A 20314-nucleotide genomic window follows, 5' to 3' on the forward strand; every position below is an offset into this window, starting at 1 on the left:
TGAAAATTAAGCACAGGATGCAAAAACCAAAGCTGCAACTGATGATGAAAATATGAGGGAATCAAATGGATAATCAACATTCTGCACTTAACGCACGTAAACAGCAAGCAACTCCACGTGGTGTAGGCGTGATGTGTCAGTGGTATGCAGAAAAAGCTGAAAATGCCACGCTTTGGGACAAGGAAGGCAACCAATTTATTGACTTTGCTGGTGGTATCGCAGTTTTAAATACAGGCCATCGCCACCCTAAAGTCATTGCAGCGGTGACTGAACAACTTACTAAATTTACTCACACTGCCTATCAAGTAACACCTTATGAAAGCTATGTGGCTTTAGCTGAGCGTATTAATAAGCGTGCGCCAATTGCTGGTCCTGCGAAGTCAGCTTTTTTCACTACAGGTGCAGAAGCAGTTGAAAATGCAGTAAAGATTGCTCGTTGTTACACTGGTCGTCACGGCATTATCACTTTTGGTAACGGTTTTCACGGTCGTTCATTTATGACGATGGCAATGACAGGTAAAACTGCACCTTACAAACGTGATTTCGGTGTGATGCCAGCGGGTGTGTTCCACGCGCGTTACCCAGTACCTGCTAAAGGTATTTCAGTGGACGCGGCAATTGAAAGCGTTGAAGATATTTTCAGTGAAGATATTGCACCACATGATGTTGCAGCAATTGTGCTTGAGCCAGTACAAGGTGAGGGCGGTTTCAATGTGGTGCCAGCTGAGTTCTTAAAACGTTTACGTTCAATTTGCGACAAGCACGGCATTTTGTTGGTTGCTGACGAAGTGCAATCAGGTTTTGCCCGTACTGGTAAATTGTTTGCAATGAACTATTACGAGACTAAAGCAGACCTCATCACCATGGCGAAAAGCTTGGGCGGCGGCTTCCCTATTTCAGGTGTTGTTGGCCGTGCAGAAGTGATGGATGCACCAAACCCAGGTGGACTAGGCGGTACTTACGCAGGTAGCCCGATTGCGGTTGCTGCTGCACACGCGGTTATTGATGCGATTGAAGAAGAAAACTTATGCGACCGCGCAAATGAATTAGGTGCAGAGTTGGTTGTTGCACTTAAAGATATTCAACAAGCAACAGGCGACATCGTAACTGATATTCGTGCATTAGGTTCAATGGTTGCAGTAGAACTTGAAACAGCTGAACAAGCAAAAGTTGTACAAAACTATGCAATGGAAAACGGGTTGTTACTTCTTACTTGTGGTAAATACGGTAATGTAATTCGTTTCTTATATCCATTAACCATTCCTGCTGAGCAATTCCGTCAAGGTCTTGATATCTTGAAACAAGGTTTTGCAACACTAAAAGCAGGTAGTGCAAAAGCAACGGAGCAATCTGCATGATTCAAAATACTTTGCAGTATTTGTTAAAACATCCTGATATTGCGTTAGAAGCACCTGCATCAAATGACTATATCGAGGTAAATGATGCTGCTACGGGCGAAACTTTGGCATGGGTAAAAACCTATGACCGCGCAGGGGTTGAAGCTGCAATTAACCGTTCGGCAAAAGCGCAGGCTGCTTGGAAAAAGCAAACTGCCTTGGCTCGTGCTGATGTGTTATTGGCATGGTACAACCTCATGCTTGAGCACAAAGAAAATTTAGCTCAAATTTTAACAGCTGAGCAAGGTAAACCATTGGCAGAAGCACGTGGTGAAATTGGTTATGCAGCATCGTTCATACGCTGGTTTGCCGAGCAAGCTCGCCGTATTGATGGTGAAGTATTAACACCTACGTTGCCAAATCAACGTCTGCTCGTGATTAAACAAGCAATTGGTGTTACTGCTGCAATTACGCCGTGGAACTTCCCAGCTGCCATGATTACGCGTAAAGCAGGTCCAGCGATTGCTGCGGGTTGTTCAATGTTGGTTAAACCAGCAGAACAAACGCCGTTAACCGCCTATGCACTTGAAGTATTGGCTTTACAGGCAGGCTTACCAGCCGATGTTTTAATTAACATTAGTGGTGATGCGGTTGAAGTTGGTAAAACCCTATGCGAAAGCGATATTGTTCGTAAGTTAAGCTTCACAGGTTCAACCCAAGTGGGTCGTATCTTGATGCAACAATGTGCGCCAACCATTAAAAAGCTTTCGCTTGAACTCGGTGGGAATGCGCCAGTTGTGGTATTTGACGATGCCAATCTTGAACAAGCTGTTCAGGGCATTATGGCAAGTAAATATCGCAACAGTGGTCAGACCTGTGTTTGCGCTAACCGTATTTATGTTCAAGACGGTATTTACGATGCTTTGGCAGACCGTTTGGTTGAAGCCGTGTCTAAATTGAAAGTTGGTGATGGCCGTCAAGAAGGTTCAACTCAAGGGCCTTTAATTGATGAAGATGCAATTGCAAAAGTTCAGTCTCATATTGCAGATGCAACCGAGAAAGGCGCGACAGTTCGTATTGGTGGTCAGCGTTCGGCACTTGGCGGTACATTCTTTGAACCGACTGTGTTAACTGGCGTAACGCAAGACATGAAAGTGTCTAAAGAAGAAACTTTTGGTCCCCTTGCACCACTATTCCGCTTTAAAACTGAAGATGAAGCAGTGGCAATGGCGAACGATACCGAATTTGGTTTAGCTGCTTATTTGTTTACTCAAAGCACAGCTCGTCAATGGCGAGTGGGTGAGGCACTTGAGTACGGTATGGTCGGCATTAACACGGGCGCGATTTCAAATGAAGTTGCTCCGTTTGGTGGCGTAAAACAGTCAGGTCTAGGCCGTGAAGGTTCAAAATTCGGCATCGAAGAATATGTTGAAATGAAATACCTATGCGTAGACTTATCTGAGTAAGGAACAAAACGAGTTCGTTTTGTTCTGAACGAAAACATGCAGTTATGCTGTATGTGATGTTTCACAAAAACCGGTCATGCCCATTCATGACCGGTTTTTTTATTTAAGTCGGCAGATATCCTTCATGGCTTTCGGGTAAACGTCTGAGTTCTTCAATCAGTGTTTCAATGAGTTTTTCGACCACCAGACGTTGGCCTTTTCTAGACACATAGACCAGTTGAAGCATGCCAATATTTGACTTCCAGTCAGGAAGAATATGAATAAGTGTGCCTTTACGAATTTCAGATTCGACGGTTAAAAAAGGAAGGTCGGCAATGCCTAATCCGTCCATCACTGCATAGTAGACCCCTGCTAAGTCATTACTTTTGATTCGTGGTTGATAAGGCACATCAACTGATTCACCGTTACGAATATTGCATAAATGCCAAATAGGGTTTTGTTTTTGAGTACCTAAGCTGATACTTGGAAAGTCTTGTAATTCGGAATAATGCTCAATAGTACGGCCTTGCAGTAATTCAGGCGAAGCCACCAGACAGTGATCTGTTTTAATCACATCACGAACAATTAAATTTGAATCTTCATTCGGTTCAAAATTGGTCCGAATCGCGAGATCGATATCATCATGCAAGATATCGACTCGACGGCTGGTTAGCTCAAGAGATATTTCAACTTTTGGATAGGTTTTTAAAAACTGATTTAAAATTTTTCTAATTTGAAAATGCATCATTAAAGGTGGGCAGCTTACTTTGACTAACCCTTGAGGTTCACTTTTTTGCTTTAACAAAACGTTTTCTGCACATTCAACTTGAGCAATGACTTTGCAGCATTCTTCATAGAACTCTTGGCCTAAATCGGTCACTTTAAAATGTCGGGTTGTTCTTTGAATGAGGCTAACGTTAAATTTATTTTCAAGGTCAATAATACGTCGGCTGAGCTTAGATTTACTAATATTTTCGGCTTCACTGGCCGCACTAAAGCCGCCGTGTTTTACGACTAAATAGAAATAATAAAAATCATCAAAAGAACTTATCAATGTCAGATCAATCCATTTAAATTTAAGATTAGAGCGCTTAAGCACTCTAATCTTGGCAATAGAATTTATTTTTGCGATGTATTAAAGCTATAGCTGGTCATCAGGTTACGGTAATCAGGAATATGATTTGAGAAGAGTGCACCAAGACCTTCTACATCATTACGCCAGTCACGGTGTAACTCACATGCCATACCGAACCAAGTCATCAGCTGAGCGCCTGCTTTTGACATACGGTCCCAAGCAGCATCACGCGTTAATTCATTGAAAGTACCAGAAGCATCGGTAATCACAAACACTTCAAAGCCTTCAGCGAGTGCAGATAAAGCTGGGAATGCCACACAAACCTCAGTGACCACACCGGCAATAATCAGTTGTTTTTTACCTGTCGCTTTAACCGCTTTTACAAAATCTTCATTGTCCCATGCATTGATTTGACCAGGACGTGGAATAAATGGCGCATCTGGAAAAAGTTCTTTTAATTCTGGAACTAAAGGACCGTTTGGACCGTTTTCAAAACTCGTGGTAAGAATAGTCGGTAAATTAAAATATTTCGCAGCATCTGCAAGTGCTAATACATTATTTTTAAATTTGTCTGGATCGATATCTCGAACTAAAGAAAGTAAACCTGCTTGGTGGTCAACTAAAAGAACCGCAGCATTATCCTTGTCTAAACGTACGTAATCTTGAGCCATTTTTTATGTCCTCGTGTTATCAAAATAAATAATCAAAAATTATTAAGTAGGTCATCAGTGCCTAAAATTATGCTAGATGAGTTTGTTGTCGTGATTAAGTCTAAAAAATAGGATTAAGAATTTTAAAAATAGGACGATCTTAAAAAGAGTACCTCAAACTTTATGATTGTCTCATAGATGAAATAATGTGTTGCTAATCCTGATCTATAAACTGCAATTATTGAGGCGTAAAATCAATCTCAGTTCAAGAAAATCCTACATATATAGGAGAGATCAGATGAAGAAATTTCTTGGTGCATATCAAAATAACCACATGCATTGGGTGGGTGATGGTTTCCCTGTATATAACCTATTCTCTTATGACCGTTTAGGCCAAACCCTAAGCCCATTTTTGCTACTCGATTATGCAGCGCCTTATACCTTCTCACCAACGACTGAACAGCAAGGTGTAGGCTCGCATCCACACCGTGGCTTTGAAACAGTGACCATCGCCTATCAAGGTGAAGTGACTCATAAAGACTCAAGTGGTGGCGGCGGAACCATTAAAACTGGTGATGTGCAATGGATGACTGCGGGTGCAGGCGTGTTGCATGAAGAGTTCCATTCTCCTGAGTTTGCAGAGCATGGTGGTCTTTTTGAAATGGTGCAATTATGGGTAAATTTACCTGCTCATTCAAAAATGACGCCTGGAAAATATCAAGCAATTGAAGCGAAAGAGATTCCAGACATTGCGTTAGATGAGCATGGCAGTCATTTACGTGTGATTGCTGGTGAATATGCAGATGCAAAAGGTGCAGCAACGACATTTAGTCCATTAAATGTATGGGATGGTAAATTGGCTAAAGGCCAAAAACACACCCTCTATGTACCTGAAGGGCACACCACGCTTGTTGTGATATTAGATGGCGCGGTTGTGGTCAATGATGCAAATCGTCTTGAAGGTAAAACCGTTGCGATTTTGTCTCGTGAGGGTGTTGAGTTTAGCTTAAATGCAGAAGAAGACACTAAATTCTTAGTGTTGACTGGCCAACCACTTAACGAACCAATCGAAGGTTATGGTCCATTCGTAATGAATACCAAAGCTGAGATTATGGAAGCGATTAATGATTTTAATCGTGGAAAATTCGGTTCAATCATGCAAGAAGGATAAATTGTTTAATTGCGCTTAATCGGCTATTAAAACAAAGTAATAAAAAGCCCGCTATCAAGTGTGAATAGCGGGCTTTTTCGCTGTAAAGATTCTGTTTTTATAATGGTTTTCATTGTTGTTGCGGCATTGTTTTATGTGATTTGGTTCTCATTATTGTGGCTCTATGATATCTCAAAATAAGATAGTTGTAAAACATATGATATAAATATAGTTAAATTATCTTATTTTATTTAAAAGATTTTTTTAAATTTATAAAAAATATAAGTTTTTATATGACTGTATATTTTTGTAAAAAAATATACAAAGCTAGCTTGTCCTTTAGTTAAATATTTTCTATATAAATTGATGCAAAAAATAAAAATCTGGTAGTTTTTAATACGGTGTTTTTTTAGGGTATGAGTGATAATCAAAAAAATTCTCGAAAAATGGGACATCATTTTGAATATCGCAATTATTGGCAGTGGAATGGCAGGTCTTGCGGCAGCAAGAATTCTGAAAGATGCAGGGCATACGATCACGATATTTGAAGCACTTCCTGGCCGGGGAATGGATAGCCATAGCATTGAATTCGATGGTGGAATTATTGATGCACCGCTACGTGTGATGAATCCACATCTGTGGAAGAATACACTCAGCCTTGCTGCTCATTTAGGCATTAAAACCTTCCCAGTTCGTACTTATATGTCATGTAGCTGGTTATTCGAAGATCGTACGGAAACATGGTTAACGACATCTCGTAGTCGTATTGGTAATTTCCCAATTATCAATAACCGTAAAGGCATCCAGCAATATGGCTGGCGTCTTGTGAAAGGAATGTTGCAATTAAAAACTGCAATTCATCAGTTTTTCAAATCTAAAAATCAAGATATTACCCTCGCTGAATTTATTAATCAGAACGATATAGAAGAAGTATTCTGGCATGGTGTTGTAATGCCGGTGCTCTATACAATTTGTACGTGTAATCCAAAAACAATTGGCGATTGGCCTGCAAAAAACCTTCTTGAGTTTTTACGTCACTTAACTGATGGCGATATGTTGTTACGTATGAAAGGTGGTACACCTGCATTTGTAGACAGCTTAATTAAAGATATCGACATTCATAGCGGATCAGCGATTAAGAACGTTGAATTACAAGGCGAAAAAGTATTGGTTGAAAACAGCCAAGGTGAAAAGAACTTATTTGATCGAGTGATTGTGGCAACGCCAACGTCTAAAATTGATGAGTTTTTGAACCCTGAACAATTTGCTGAAGATATGAATTTGCTTAAGCAATTCCGTTTTGAGCAAGGTGATCTTGTTATTCATACAGATGCAACAGTAATGCCACCACGTCGTAAAGACTGGTCAGTGCTGAGCTATATGATGGATCGTAAGTTTACCCGTCAGCAATTTACAGTTTGGATGAATGCAGTTGAACCATCACTTGTGGGTAAAAATCCAGTGTTCCAGACGTGGCGTCCAGTGACTGATATTGACCCTAAAAAAATCATTTCAAAAGTGACTTTAACGCGTGCTGTTGTAGACTCGCAAACAATTGCTCTAAATAAAGAATTGCAACAACGCCATTTAGACTTAAACCGTAAAGTATTTTATTGTGGTTCATGGTCATGTGATGGCTTACCAATTTTAGAGTCGGCAGTTACTTCTGCGATGCATATTGCTGAAATTTTAGGTGCACCTTTACCCTTTGTAGGTTTAAAACCTCAGGTTGAAGTTGCTCCTGAGCTCGGTTACTAAAATTGTGAAAATAAAAGTTCGAGCGGCTCTTTCTCGACTTATTCCCCATAAATATGCAATTGATGCATCAAGTTTGGGAGATGATGAAGAGCTGGCTTGGACAAATTTGGGTTTTTGGAAAAATACCCAAAACTACCGTGAAGCTTGTTGCCAATTGGCAGATCATTTGGCACAAGCTGTCAATTTAAATTCAAAAGATCATCTCTTAGATTTAGGCTGCGGACAGGGTGCAAGTTTATTGCACTGGTTACAGCACTATCAGCCCAAAAGCCTTAGTGCAGTTGACTTACAAGCCCAGTGTGTTAATAAAATTCAAAAGCTTATTCCTGAAATAAGCCAGATTTTTTGTGGTTCATTTTTAAATTTAAAACAATTTGAATTTAAACAACACTTCAATGCTGTGTTATGTATTGATGCGGCTTATCACAGCAATTTAAATTCATTTCTAGATTCAGTCACTCCAGTTTTAAATTCAAAAGGCCGATTAGGTTTTCATTACCTAATGCGTGCTGACTCATGTCAAAACATGACCGCTCTGCAAGAACAAAAGCATCGTTATTTACTTAAAGCAGCAAATGTCGCTTGGGATGCTGTACCGACTGAAAAAATACTAAGAACAACCTTGGAACAACAAGGTTTTGCAGATATTCAAATTGAAGATTTATCCGAGCCTGTATTACTCGGTTTTTCGCGGTATATTCAAAATCAGCAAAGACAAAATCAAAGCCGAGGATTGGCAAATTTTAAAATTCAAATGACTGCAAAGTTATGCCAACAACTCTACCAAAATGGATATGTACGTTATATTCAAATCACAGCAATAAAAAAAATAGGATGAGCCATGTCAGCTAAATATCAAGGATCGTGTTTATGTGGAGCTGTGAGCTATCAAAGCGAAACGGAGCCACGTTATAGCTTTAATTGCCATTGTCGAGATTGTCAGAAGGCAACAGGTTCAGCATATGCACCAATCGCTTTTTTTCACCAATCTGAATTGAAAGTAAGTGGTGAACTTAAATATTTTGAGACTTTAGGATCTTCTGGCCGACCTATTAAAAGAGCATTTTGCCCAACTTGTGGTTCTCAGCTTTTTGGCTTACCTGAAATTGCCCCTGAAATGATTTCAATACGTGCAGGTACTTTGGATGACCCGAGTCTCTATCAGCCTAGAGCAGAGGTGTTTGTGAGCCAAGCCTACGCATGGGATACGCTGAACCCAAACCTTAAACATTTTGAAAAAATGATAGAGAAGAGTAAGAAATAAGGCTTAATTAAAAAAAACAAATATTGCCAAAGCACATATTAAAGTAAAACTGCCAAAGGCTAAAAATAATATAGTTTTTCTAAATTTTAGCTGAGGCATTTTACTTACAATAATAATAAGGCATGCAAGTATGGTCACTAAAGGTTGAAAAAGATTTGATGGCAAAGTAAACATCTCGTTCCTTGTTGTTTTTAAATTTATTTTACAAATAAAGTAATAAACTCATTATATCGTCTTCTTATTTAATTGACGAACAGAACTTGTTTATAAATTCATATTTTTATTTCAATGATAGTAAATTAAGTTTTAAATTTAAAAGAAACATGTACGCTTTTTCTTACATACATTCGGGAAATTGGCGTCTTTTTATGACGTGATGAATTGCCTATGATGAACTCATCAGGAACAGGAAGTTCCGAAACATAAAACAACAATAATAAGTTTAAGCATCAGGACGTGAGGTATTACAGGAAGTGTACCTAGTAACGAAATACGAAAAAAGCCCAACAGGATGTTGGGCTTTTTTCATTTTGTATTAATAAATTTGTTTGCCGCCTAATGCTGTGCAATCAACTGGTGTATTCCATTTTACGGCAGTTCCTGTAAGTACTGGACGTACAATACGCCACGGCCAGAAACCAAATCTTTGGCTTTGATGATAATTAATCACCACATCTGCACCGTATTTACGAGCAACGATCGCTAATTTAGGTTTTACTTCTTCAAAACCACCATAGGTTCCTTTCGCGGCTTTAATACGTTTAATAGATTTATAGTGCTCTGCTGAAGGAGTACCCTCAATTAAGCAAATGGGTGGGTTTGCAGTAGTTTGCATTTGAGCTTGAGATGTAGTGTCTTGAGCATATGTTGTTAAAGGCAAAGTTAGAAATAAAGCAGGTAAAATAAAACGAAGTTTCATATTTTTCCGTATTGGTATCTTAATGAATTAAAGTTTATAAAATAGGTCTTATTCATATGACCTTATTTGGGGGCGCATTATAATCATATCTTTTTAATATTTATTATTTTAATCTTATATTTTTTAATAAATTAGCAGCATCCTGTTTTGCTTTTAAAAGAGAAAATGTGTTTTATAAATTTATTTTGAAGCTTAAGTTTATAATAAGTATTTATCAAATTTAAAAGAGCATAGTTTTAGGCAAGAGCTTTTTATCGAAAAGATATTCTTTAAAAATATTATTAATATGTTTTGCTATAAAACTATAGCCGCAGCAAAAGAAATAGTTATTGAATTAGAGAAATATGAAAAATAATTTGAAGGGTGTGGATCAATAGGTCTGCACTCAATTTTTTGGTAATAATTATAAATCTTTAAGTATTTTAAAACCTACAGGCAACAAAAAACCCCATAAATCAAATATTCATGAGGTTTAATGATGGTGCCGACACACGGATTCGAACTGTGGACCTACTGATTACAAGTCAGTTGCTCTACCAACTGAGCTATGTCGGCGACGTGGAATGAATTCTACAGTTTCTTTAAAAAAATACAAGCCAAAAAATGACCACTTAAATTTTTTCTATCAATTTTTAAATGTTTATGGACTTAAGCTTTAGAAATAGCTTAAGACTTCAACACATAAATAAAAGAATCAACACGTTCGCCACTATTTAAAGTGACTTGAACAGGTACTCTTTCGTATTCTTCGCCTTCAAAATCATCAAGTAATTTCCAGTTTGCATTTAAATGTTCTGAGCTAAAAACAAAACCTTGAACTTGATTGGTACTTTCATCAAGCACAATTCCCGGATAGCCTAAATCAGCTCCCCAACCTTGATTATGTAAGGTTCCGTTGACCCAACCTTCTGCCCATTGTCCGCCAATATTTTCAAGTATATGTGCATTAGGACGACCTGGGCCTAAAGTGCCATAAACAAATAAACTCGACATGTGATTTTCCTTTAATTTAAAAATTAATGAGCTTTTGCGTGTGATGTATAAACGACTAAAAATATTCCAAGTAACGACAGTACAACGGTTAAGCCTACGATTGCACTCCATCCACCGTGTAACCAGAACCAGCCACCTGCTGAGCCGACAATACTCGAACCCATGTAGTAAAACAGTAAGTACAGGGAACTGGCATGGGCTTTGGCTTGTTTACTTTCAGCACCCACTGAACTGCTGGTGAGTGAGTGGGTAATAAAAAAGCCCGTGGTAATAAATGCAATGCCAATAATAATGCCGAAAAGAGAGCTGAGCAGGGTCATGAGGCTACCCACAATCATTAAGGCAAAGCCGCTCATCATCATGGTTTTTTTACCGAAGCGGTCGGCTAATGTACCTGCCAATGATGAAGACACCATACCAAAGCTATACGACAAGAAAATAAGGCTAATTTGAGTCTGACTCAGTGAATAAGGTGCTGCGCTTAAACGGAAAGTGGCGTAGTTAAACAAGGTAACAAACACACTCGTGAGCAAGAAACCAATAGTAAACAGGCGTAGCAATTTAAAATTACTTAAATGGGTCCGCCACATTTGCAGGTGAAAATTTAAATTCAAACCCTTTTTCTGTACAAAATTACGCGAAGCAGGAAGTAAATTCAAAAAGGCAATTGAACAAATAAAACAGATTGCGCCAAGTAAGCCTAAAGCAGTTCGCCAAGAAAAATATTCAATCAAAATACCCATGCCGACACGGCCCATCATTCCACCAAAGGCCGTACCTGCAATATACAAACCCATGGTTTTACCCAAGTATTCAGGTGCGATTTCTTCGGCAATCCAAGCCATAGTTACGGCTGGTACACCGCCAAGCAATAGACCTTCTAGTGCTCGTGCTATTAGTAAGCTATGCCAGTTAGGCGTAAACATAGCCACAATATTAAGAATAGCCGCACACAGCATTGAACTAAAGATGACACCACGACGACCAATTGCCTGTGAAAAAGCACTAGATAGAACAATTGAAATCGCTAAAAAGGCAGTCGTTAATGACAGGGCAAGAGAGCTACTCGCAGGACTAATCTGGAAGCTTTGGCTAAATGCAGGCAGGAGCGGTTGTACGCAATAAATCAGAGAGAAACTAGCGAAACCTACGAGGAATAAAGCGAATCCTGCGTGTTTATAGGCTTTAGTCCCTTTGTGAATCCATTCTCGGGAAAGAACAGAAGTTGCCTCAGTGCTTAAGGTACTGGGCGTAGATGAAGAGTTCATATCATGACCAGGACAGAAAGAAAGTACAGTGCTTTTGGAACATGCTGCATCGAGAGAATTCGATAAATTAAAATTAGCAATTTAGACGGTATTTTTCTAATATATTTAACAATAGATCATAATATGTTTTATATATAGCGATGGAACTCAGACATATACGCTACTTTCTAGCAGTAGCAGAAGAAAAAAACTTTACTAGAGCTGCGCATCGTTTAAATATGAGTCAGCCGCCTTTAAGCATGCAAATAAAGGACTTAGAGGAAGAGCTAGGTGCAGATTTATTTATTCGTTCTCCGCATGGGGTGGAGCTGACCGAAGCTGGGTTTGCCTTTTTAAATGCGATTCAGCCTGTACAACAGCGTGTAGAAGATGCAGCGAACTTGGTTAAACAGGTGGCAAATGGTGAAGTGGGCCAATTACGATTGGGTTTTACGGGGACCTCAATGTTGAACCCTCTAATTCCTAAATGCGTTCGTTATTTCCAGCAGCAATATCCTAAAGTTGATTTAAAACTTGAAGAAGCGAACACCTTGCTGCTCATCGATTTACTACTCGAAGACCGCTTAGATGTTGCGATTATAAGGTCACCACGCAATATTCCAGACAGTTTAATTATTCAAGAGTTATTAGCAGAGCCACTCATTGCTGCTTTGCCTTCGGAGTCTTTTAATTTAGATGATTCAACGCAAGAAATTGATTTAACGGCACTGCGAGAGCTTGATTTTATTGTCTCACCACCTTCCATTAGCGCAGGGCTTTTCGATGCGATTAAACAAGCCTGTCATGAGCGTGGTTTTGAACCAAAAATTGGACAAAATGCCCCGCAAATTGTGTCAATTTTATCGTTGGTATCTGCAAATTTAGGGGTGTCTTTGGTTCCTGAATCGACCAAACAATTACAAATACAAGGTGTGGCTTATCGCTCTTTGAAAACATCTGTACCTACGGTGGGTTTAGGGCTTGCTTATAAAAAACATGCTCCTTCACAAATGGCAATTAATTTTGCCAGTGTGGTGCAAGATATTCTCCATTTTAATTAAATATTATGAAAAGGAAGTTAAATTTTATTCACTATATAATTATTTATAGGTCTAGATTTATACAAAAATTATTTAATTTTGGTTGAAAAATAGGCTTATGAACGAAGTTTTTATCTATAAACCATAAAAACTATTATTCTATTTTTTTTAAAAAATTTATGAAAACTTAATAATATTAAACATTCGGAAAAATTGTAAAATTTTTATATTAGTTTTATTAATAAATTAATTGGTAATTTAAATTTATTCTTAATTGTAAATAATAAATCAATTGTTAGATTTTTTTGTAATTTAAATTTAAGCAAAGGTTTACTATGAATTTTTATAATTTTAATGAAAATAAAATTTTATTTTATGTCTATTTATTTTTCATTCTGTATTAAAAAATTAATATTAAATTAAACTGAATAATTATGTTTTTTTGGTGAGTGTTTTAATCAATTTTTAGGACGTGGATTTACGTTAAAGCAAATGCTACACTTGTGATTGATTTAGAAAGCTTAATATAAATAAAATTTTATAATTAAGGGAAATAATCAGATTTTAACTAATAGATATGTTTTATTGGTGGTTGAATGTTCGATAGTTATTTGTTTTGATAGTTAAAATTAGAAATATATGATTTAAAAGTTAGATCTTATTTTTTTGTTAAATAAAAAGGTTAATATCATCAAAAATAGGATTAATTACTATAGAAATTATTATTGGAGAGAAAGCTGAATGAAATAAGTGAAATTTATTTATAAAGTAATATTGAAAATTTAAATAAAGGCTTAAAAATAAGTCTAATTTAAAAGTTTGTGAATGTATAAAGGAAATAAGGGTTTTTGTTGTGGTACAAATTTTAAATAATGATTTAATGTTAGCTGAGCAGATCGTAAAATTAATTTTTCATAAGCGACGTTTATTAGCAAATGACTCAGAGCAAGAGAACTTTCAAGAAGAAGCTTTTTTACATATTCAAAAAGTATTGAATTTTGTCAAAAATAAACAACCTATTCATATGATTTTACCTGCTTTTCCAGCTAAATCACCAAATAGGAAAAAAACTTTAGATATTTTTCCTGATAAAGGTGAGGAATTAGCTTTAGCAACATTGAATAAATTATGTGAAAAAATAAAAAATATTTATGCACCTGGAGCAAAGTTAACTATTTGTTCTGATGGAAGAGTTTTTGCTGAACTAGTACGAATCCCGGATGAGGCCATATCTTCTTATAAATATGATCTTATAGAGAGAGTGGGAAAACCTTATGCAGATAATATTGATTACTTTGATTTAGATGATGTTTTTCAAGATATACCAGAATATAGCACACTGCGTGAAGAGTTGATGGTTCAATATGGAGAGTCATTACTAAGCTTAAAACACCGATGTAAGCAAGAAAAACCAGCAGCTGAAATGTACCGCGGGATTTGTCGCTTTTTGACTGAGGATTTTTCAGGTCTTAATGAATTCAAAGGCTGGTCAAAAAACCAGATATTGAATGTAGCTCGTATGAATGCTTACCGGGTAATTCAAAGAAGTAATGCATGGACTAATTTATTGAAGGAGCAATTCCCAAATTCGGTTCGTCTTAGTATTCATCCACAACCTCGAGTTTCAGAAAAAATTGGAATATTTTTGATGGACTCGGATGACAATTGGCGTACACCTTGGCATTCGGTCGTTATACAAGATGATGATGGATTTACTTTAGTTCCACGACATAAAGCCGAAGAAGAAAATGCTTTATTAATCTTTAAAAACGGAAAAGCTAGCCATTATTTGCGTAATAACCAACAAGAAATGTAAGTAAATATGGTTTTATATTTAGAGATTTGAATAATGTTTAGTGTAAAAGATTTATCTCCATTTGGAGCATTAATAACGGCATCTGGTGATCATGACAATATTAATGAGATCGGTGCCGAGGTTTTAAATAACTTGTTGTCTCAATATAAAGTTTTAGTATTTCGTGGATTTAAAGCGTTACCAGATCCACAATATATTAACTTTTGTGAGTCATTAGGCAATCTGATGTATTGGGAGTTTGGTGCTTTACTCAATGTAAAAATGGAACAAGATCCTAAAAACCATATTTTCTCAAAAGGTAGGGTTGAATTGCATTGGGATGGAGCTTTTGCGAAACAAACTCCAAGAATTAATGCTTTTCAGTGTACCGTATCCTCAGAAGATGGGCGAGGTGGGGAAACACTTTTTGTTGATACCACACGTATTTTGAAAGATATACCTTCTAGTCAATTAGAAGACTGGAAGAAAATTAAGCTATCTTATTCGACTGAAAAAAAAGCACATTATGGCGGCTCAATTGATGTAAGCCTCATTGAAAACCATCCTCATAAAGGCCATTCAGTTATCCGGTTTATTGAAATCGAAAATGAAGATAATCAGGAAGTGAATCCTGTACAGCTCTCCATTAAAGATACAAATCATCAACCCGTAGAATCACAGGAAATTGTTCAGTCAATTACAGAGATTTTATATGACCCTAAATACATGTACCAACATCAGTGGGTCAGTGGCGATTACATGTTGATTGATAATAATTCGGTATTACATGGCCGTGCAAAAGTTGAGGGAAATGTGAATCGACATTTAAAACGTGTCCATATCTTGTAACTAATCGATAGAAAACAAATCGATGGAAAATGTTAATGGATCAAGTGCTTCAGCTGAAGTTATTAGGACAGATTTTTCATTGAGTGGGTGGTGATTCTGCTTATCAGCAGAATCATTGCCTAGATTGCTCAAAGGTTTTTAGCTCAAATGGAATCACTAGGTGAAATTCTAGCCGGAATTATAATAGGACCTAGTATATAGGGACTCTTTTACCAAATGTATTTGTCTCATTTCTGAAGTGATGTGTAGTAAAAAAATTAAAAATTTCCGTATGGGAGTTGCGGAAATTGAAAACTCTGTACAATCAGGTGTAGAAATTTTCTTAGCGGCTTATCTTGTCTAACACTATTTTTTTCTTCTTATAAAATTTGAATAATGAGCTACTTCGAATTTACAAGTGACTCATCATCATTTTCCTCACTTTAGAAGTTTACAAACCATTAAAAAAGCACAAATAGTAAAATCTATTTGTGCTTTTAAGCTATAAATTTTTAGTTCTATCGAGCTAAATAAATTTAGCTTTTCACTCTAAACCAAGCGGCATAGAGTGCTGGGACAAAGAATAAAGTAAGTATCGTTGCTACTGCTAACCCCCCCATAATCGCAATTGCCATTGGGCCCCATAATGTGGAAAGTGTAAGAGGAATCATTGCTAAAATTGCTGCTAAAGCTGTCAATAGAACAGGACGAGTACGACCTACAGTGGCTTGAATAATCGCTTGTTCTGGCGTTTGACCGGTAGAAATATTTCTATCTATCTGATCAACTAAAATAACCGAATTACGCATAATCATACCAGCTAGAGCAATTACTCCTAATGTGGCCACAAAACCGAATGGTGCACGAGTAATCAATAAGGCTAGGCTTACTCCAATCATGCCAAGTGGAGCTGTTAATACCACCATAAACATGCGACTGAAGCTTTGCAGTTGTAACATCAAGAATATTGCCCAAAGTAATAACATCACCGGCATAACAGATTGAATAGCTGTATCTGCTTTAGCACTTTCTTCAATAGTTCCTCCAGTTTCAATACTGTAGCCAATGGGTAACATTTTACGAAGATCATTTAGCATCGGTTCTATTTGCTTTGAGACATCTGGTGCTTGAGCACCAGACACGTCAGCACGGACGCTGAGAGTTGGTAAACGGTTACGTATCCAGATTCCTCCTTCTTCTAATACAGGTCTGAGTTCAGCGACTTGATCTAGAGGAATATTTTTTCCATTTGATGCACGAATCGTAATTTGACCCATTTGAGCTGTATCAAGCCGATTATCTGCTTTCGCTCTTGCTACAACATCAATTAACTCTGTGCCTTCTCGTATCTGGGTAACTGTATAACCACTTAATAACATTTGTAAGGTACGTGAAATATCTTGCGAGCTTACTCCTAAACTACGGGCACGTTCCTGATTAATGATAAATCTGATGGCTTTACTACGTTCGTTCCATTGAAAATTGACATCACGTACATTTGGATGCTGACGCATAATGTCGCGAACCTCAGCAGCAATTTCACGAACTTTTTCAGGATCTTTACCACGTACCCTAAACTGTACAGGGTAACCAACAGTGGGACCTAGCTCTAAACGATAAACCCGTGTTCGAATATGAGGGAATTGCTGAATGAGACGATTATGTAGATCAGAAGTTAATTGACTCGCTTGTTCAATATCTTTTGGATAAACAATTAACTGTGAATAATTATTTTTAGGTGTTTCTGGATCAAGAGATAGATAAAAACGAGGAGAACCACTTCCTACATAAGCTGTGTAATCTCGGACCCGTTGATCACTGGAAAGTAATTTTTCAACCTGTTTCGTTGCGTTTAACGTTGCCGTGTAACTAGCACCTTCTTCGAGCTGTACATCAATTAGAATTTCTGCACGCGGTGAATCTGGAAAGAATTGTTTAGGAACGAATTGAAATGCAACTAAAGCGAGAACAAAGCTGAGAACAGTGGTCAGTAAAACCCATTTCCTTTTTTTGACGCACCATGCAATTTTACGACTAAACCATTGAGAAAGTTTATCTCTGTATGAATTTTTCGAGGAATGAGAATGATGTGGCTGTACTTTGGGAAGTAAAATTGTGCCTAAAAAAGGAGTAAACAGTACTGCTACAAACCAAGATACAATTAAAGAAATCCCAACCACCCAAAAAATTGATCCGGTAAACTCACTTGTTGAAGATAACGCAAAGCCAACTGGAACAAAGCCCGCCGCTGTAATTAAAGTACCTGTTAGCATAGGAAAAGCTGTATTACTCCATGCAAAACTCGCAGCTTTAAAACGGTCCAGACCTTCTTCCATTTTGACTTGCATCATTTCAACAGCAATAATCGCGTCATCGACTAACAAGCCCAAGGCAATAATAAGTGCACCTAAGGAGATTCTTTGTAAATTTATATCTAGGCGCCACATAAAGAAAAAGGTAATACCCAAAACTAGTGGAACAGATAAAGCAACCACAATCCCTGTCCGCACGCCTAAAGCAAATAAACTGACGGCAAGAACAATGCCTAAAGCTAGAATAAAGTGTCCGAGAAATTCATTAACTGAATGCTCAACGAGACTAGGTTGATCCACTACTTTTTCAATAAAAATACCCGCAGGTAAGTTTTCTTGTACCTCTTTAATACGTTGATCTAGATGTTTGCCCAAAGAAAGAATATCGCCTTTTTCTGTCATTGAAACAGCAAGACCAGTGACACGTTCACCATTTCGTCTCATAGACATTTGTGGGGGATCGATAAACCCTTTATCAATATGAGCAACATCCCCTAAATGAATATTGTGTGTTCCGACTTGAACTACGATATTTTTTAAGTCTTGTACGCTTTTTACATCTCCATCAACACGAGCATATATACGGGCATGAGGACCTTCAAAAGTTCCTGCTGGTTCGACTGCATTTTGTTTTTGTAATTCATTAACTAAGTCTAAGGGAGAAATACCCAGTTGAGCTAACTTGGCATAATTGAATTCAATATAAAAGCGAGGTTCTTGAACGCCTAATAGAATGACTTTGGAAACATCGGGAACCTGAAGTAAATGGTCTCTTGTAGAAAGAAGAACCTGCTTCATTTGGACATCATCAAATCCATCAGCATGAAATGCGTAAATAGACCCAAAGGTATCTCCAAAGTCATCATTAAAAAATGGTCCTTGGATATCTTGAGGCAAATTTTGCCGTATGTCGTTTACTCGTTTACGTGCTTGATACCAACTTTCTTCAATTTGACTTTTACGTGTCCAGTCTTTCAGAACTAAAAAGATGGTTGCTTGTCCTGGGCGTACATAACTTTGTACATAATCATAATTAGGTACTTCTTGAAGTGTACGCTGAATTTTTTCAACAACCTGTTGTTCTAAATCTCGTGTAGTAGCGCCTGGCCAATTTACATCTATTGTCATGACCTTTATCGTTAAATTTGGATCTTCAGCGCGCCCTAATTTAAAATAAGCTACAGTACCTAAAAGAAGAGACAGTAGCATCGCGAAAATAATTAATGTTCGATGCTGGAGTCCCCAACTGGATAAGTTAAATCCTTTCACGGTAACCTCCCATCCCATGCTTTTACACTCATCTTGCTATCGAGACGATGGACGCCAGCCGTAACAATTTGTTCACCCACCTGAATACCATTGGCAACCGTAATAGTTTCAGTATTGATTTTGCTAAGTTTAACTGGACGAAGCTGAAGATTTTTTGCACCGTGGGGTAATATCCAAACGGCTGTTTGTTGTCCTTTTTGGAAGAGGGCACCAATAGGTAAAATAATCTGTTGATCTACATTCTTATTTAAAAAATGGACTGTTGCTGTCATACCTAATTTAGCTGCAGCTGGTAAATTTGATATTGAGATTCGAACACGATAAGTACGACTATTTGGATCTGCAACAGTCGCTATTTCACGCACATGACCCGTAAAAGTATGGTCAGATAAGCTAAGTAATTTGATGCTGACCGGTTGGTCTATTTTGATTTCATTAATCTGACTTTCAGGAACATCTATCTGTACTTCATTTTCACCATTTTGAGCTAATTTAAATATAGGCGTGCCAGCTGACACAACCTGTCCACTTTCTGCTTGAACTTCTGCAATTGTTCCTACTGCTGGTGAACGTAAAGTCGTATAACTTAAATCGTTTTGTGCCCGATCAAGGCGACTTTGTGCTGCATTTACTTGTGCTTGAGTGTTTTGATATAAGTTTTCAAGACTATCGAGATCGGATCGTGAAATAGCGCCTATGTTAACCAGACTACGATTACGTTGAAGATCTCTTTGTAGTCTTGTGAGAGTGCTTTGTGCTTGATGCAATTCAGCAGTTGCTTCCTGAATACTAAGTCTAAACGGAGTATCGTCTAACTGGGCCAAGGCTTGATTTTTTGTAATAGAAGCTCCTGTATCTACTAGACGTTTAATGATACGACCTGCTACCCGAAAAGAAAGTTGGCTTTCAACTCTAGGTACAATATTTCCTGAAAAAGATAAATTAGAGAGCTCACTAGCAGGATGGGCTGTGGTGAGTTGAACAGCAATAACCTTTTCTGGCTCTTCGGTTTTATTACTACAACCAATTAGGGGGAGAATACTTACAAGAAATAAAATTATAAAAATCATGTAGATATTTGTTTCTAATGATTTTAATTGATTTTTAAACTCAATCGGAGGCATTTCGTAGATCCTTAAAGGGATTTTTAAACAATTAAAGTTTTCAGAGGAATATTTTTGTACTGGTTCGCAAAATATTTGAATTTTGTACTGTTTTGTATAAAATAGTCA

At 37.5% G+C, this 20314-nt stretch carries 16 protein-coding genes and 1 tRNA gene; 9 read left to right on the forward strand and 8 right to left on the reverse strand.

All coding sequences use genetic code 11. From position 1 onward, the window contains the following. Positions 1 to 65: 65 nt before the first annotated feature. Together gabT and AOLE_RS01015 are read left to right on the forward strand one after the other, a co-directional pair. A complete protein-coding gene (gabT, locus tag AOLE_RS01010) occupies positions 66 to 1358 on the forward strand; it encodes a 4-aminobutyrate--2-oxoglutarate transaminase (protein ID WP_013196628.1) in 1293 nt (430 codons plus the stop codon). Beyond that, a complete protein-coding gene (locus tag AOLE_RS01015) occupies positions 1355 to 2803 on the forward strand; it encodes an NAD-dependent succinate-semialdehyde dehydrogenase (protein WP_004705037.1) in 1449 nt (482 codons plus the stop codon). The genes gabT and AOLE_RS01015 overlap by 4 nt, the downstream gene beginning before the upstream one ends. A 103-nt stretch (positions 2804 to 2906) precedes the next feature. Here the strand turns inward: AOLE_RS01015 and AOLE_RS01020 are convergent, their stop codons facing one another. Together AOLE_RS01020 and ycaC are read right to left on the reverse strand one after the other, a co-directional pair. Continuing rightward, positions 2907 to 3881, reverse strand: coding sequence for a LysR substrate-binding domain-containing protein (locus tag AOLE_RS01020; protein WP_013196629.1), 975 nt, complete (start codon positions 3879 to 3881; stop codon positions 2907 to 2909). A gap of 20 nt (positions 3882 to 3901) precedes the next feature. Then, on the reverse strand, positions 3902 to 4528 hold the full coding sequence (ycaC, locus tag AOLE_RS01025; RefSeq protein WP_002052204.1) for an isochorismate family cysteine hydrolase YcaC: 627 nt from the start codon (positions 4526 to 4528) through the stop codon (positions 3902 to 3904). A gap of 277 nt (positions 4529 to 4805) precedes the next feature. Here ycaC and AOLE_RS01030 point away from each other — a divergent pair, with 277 nt between their 5' ends. From AOLE_RS01030 to AOLE_RS01045, 4 genes are all read left to right on the forward strand, one after another. Continuing rightward, the gene (locus tag AOLE_RS01030; RefSeq protein WP_005300740.1) at positions 4806 to 5678 is read left to right on the forward strand and encodes a pirin family protein; all 873 of its coding nucleotides are present in this window, start codon (positions 4806 to 4808) and stop codon (positions 5676 to 5678) included. Positions 5679 to 6116: 438 nt separating this feature from the next. Next, positions 6117 to 7415, forward strand: a complete 1299-nt coding sequence (locus AOLE_RS01035) for an FAD-dependent oxidoreductase (RefSeq protein WP_043961653.1) — start codon at positions 6117 to 6119, stop codon at positions 7413 to 7415. 4 nt (positions 7416 to 7419) lie between these two features. Then, on the forward strand, positions 7420 to 8253 hold the full coding sequence (locus AOLE_RS01040; RefSeq protein ID WP_013196630.1) for an SAM-dependent methyltransferase: 834 nt from the start codon (positions 7420 to 7422) through the stop codon (positions 8251 to 8253). Between the two features lie 3 nt (positions 8254 to 8256). Further along, a complete protein-coding gene (locus tag AOLE_RS01045; protein WP_005300748.1) occupies positions 8257 to 8679 on the forward strand; it encodes a GFA family protein in 423 nt (140 codons plus the stop codon). 535 nt (positions 8680 to 9214) lie between these two features. Here the strand turns inward: AOLE_RS01045 and AOLE_RS01050 are convergent. The 4 genes from AOLE_RS01050 to sxtP form a co-directional block, all read right to left on the reverse strand. Continuing rightward, entirely contained in the window at positions 9215 to 9598 is a 384-nt protein-coding gene (locus AOLE_RS01050) for a hypothetical protein (RefSeq protein ID WP_005300754.1), read from the reverse strand. 479 nt (positions 9599 to 10077) lie between these two features. After that, positions 10078 to 10153, reverse strand: a tRNA-Thr gene (locus AOLE_RS01055). 111 nt (positions 10154 to 10264) lie between these two features. Further along, the gene (locus tag AOLE_RS01060) at positions 10265 to 10591 is read right to left on the reverse strand and encodes a gamma-glutamylcyclotransferase family protein (protein WP_013196631.1); all 327 of its coding nucleotides are present in this window, start codon (positions 10589 to 10591) and stop codon (positions 10265 to 10267) included. 23 nt (positions 10592 to 10614) lie between these two features. Further along, entirely contained in the window at positions 10615 to 11859 is a 1245-nt protein-coding gene (gene sxtP / locus AOLE_RS01065) for a multidrug efflux MFS transporter SxtP (protein ID WP_013196632.1), read from the reverse strand. A 140-nt stretch (positions 11860 to 11999) separates the two neighbouring features. Here sxtP and sxtR point away from each other — a divergent pair, with 140 nt between their 5' ends. From sxtR to AOLE_RS01080, 3 genes are all read left to right on the forward strand, one after another. Next, positions 12000 to 12899 (forward strand): multidrug efflux pump transcriptional activator SxtR, encoded by a 900-nt coding sequence (gene sxtR / locus AOLE_RS01070; RefSeq protein WP_013196633.1) that lies wholly within the window; start codon positions 12000 to 12002, stop codon positions 12897 to 12899. 832 nt (positions 12900 to 13731) lie between these two features. Continuing rightward, positions 13732 to 14694: an isocyanide synthase family protein gene (locus AOLE_RS01075; RefSeq protein ID WP_013196634.1), complete on the forward strand. Its 963-nt coding sequence runs from the start codon at positions 13732 to 13734 to the stop codon at positions 14692 to 14694. 33 nt (positions 14695 to 14727) lie between these two features. Beyond that, a complete protein-coding gene (locus AOLE_RS01080; protein ID WP_013196635.1) occupies positions 14728 to 15522 on the forward strand; it encodes a TauD/TfdA family dioxygenase in 795 nt (264 codons plus the stop codon). 515 nt (positions 15523 to 16037) lie between these two features. Here AOLE_RS01080 and AOLE_RS01085 read toward each other — a convergent pair. Both AOLE_RS01085 and AOLE_RS01090 read right to left on the reverse strand, forming a co-directional pair. Beyond that, a complete protein-coding gene (locus AOLE_RS01085; RefSeq protein ID WP_013196636.1) occupies positions 16038 to 19082 on the reverse strand; it encodes an efflux RND transporter permease subunit in 3045 nt (1014 codons plus the stop codon). After that, entirely contained in the window at positions 19079 to 20206 is a 1128-nt protein-coding gene (locus AOLE_RS01090) for an efflux RND transporter periplasmic adaptor subunit (RefSeq protein WP_013196637.1), read from the reverse strand. Before AOLE_RS01090 ends, AOLE_RS01085 begins: the two co-directional genes overlap by 4 nt. Positions 20207 to 20314: the final 108 nt, after the last annotated feature.

Origin of the sequence: Acinetobacter oleivorans DR1 (genome assembly GCF_000196795.1) — a bacterium.
Classification (GTDB): Bacteria; Pseudomonadota; Gammaproteobacteria; order Pseudomonadales; family Moraxellaceae; genus Acinetobacter; species Acinetobacter oleivorans.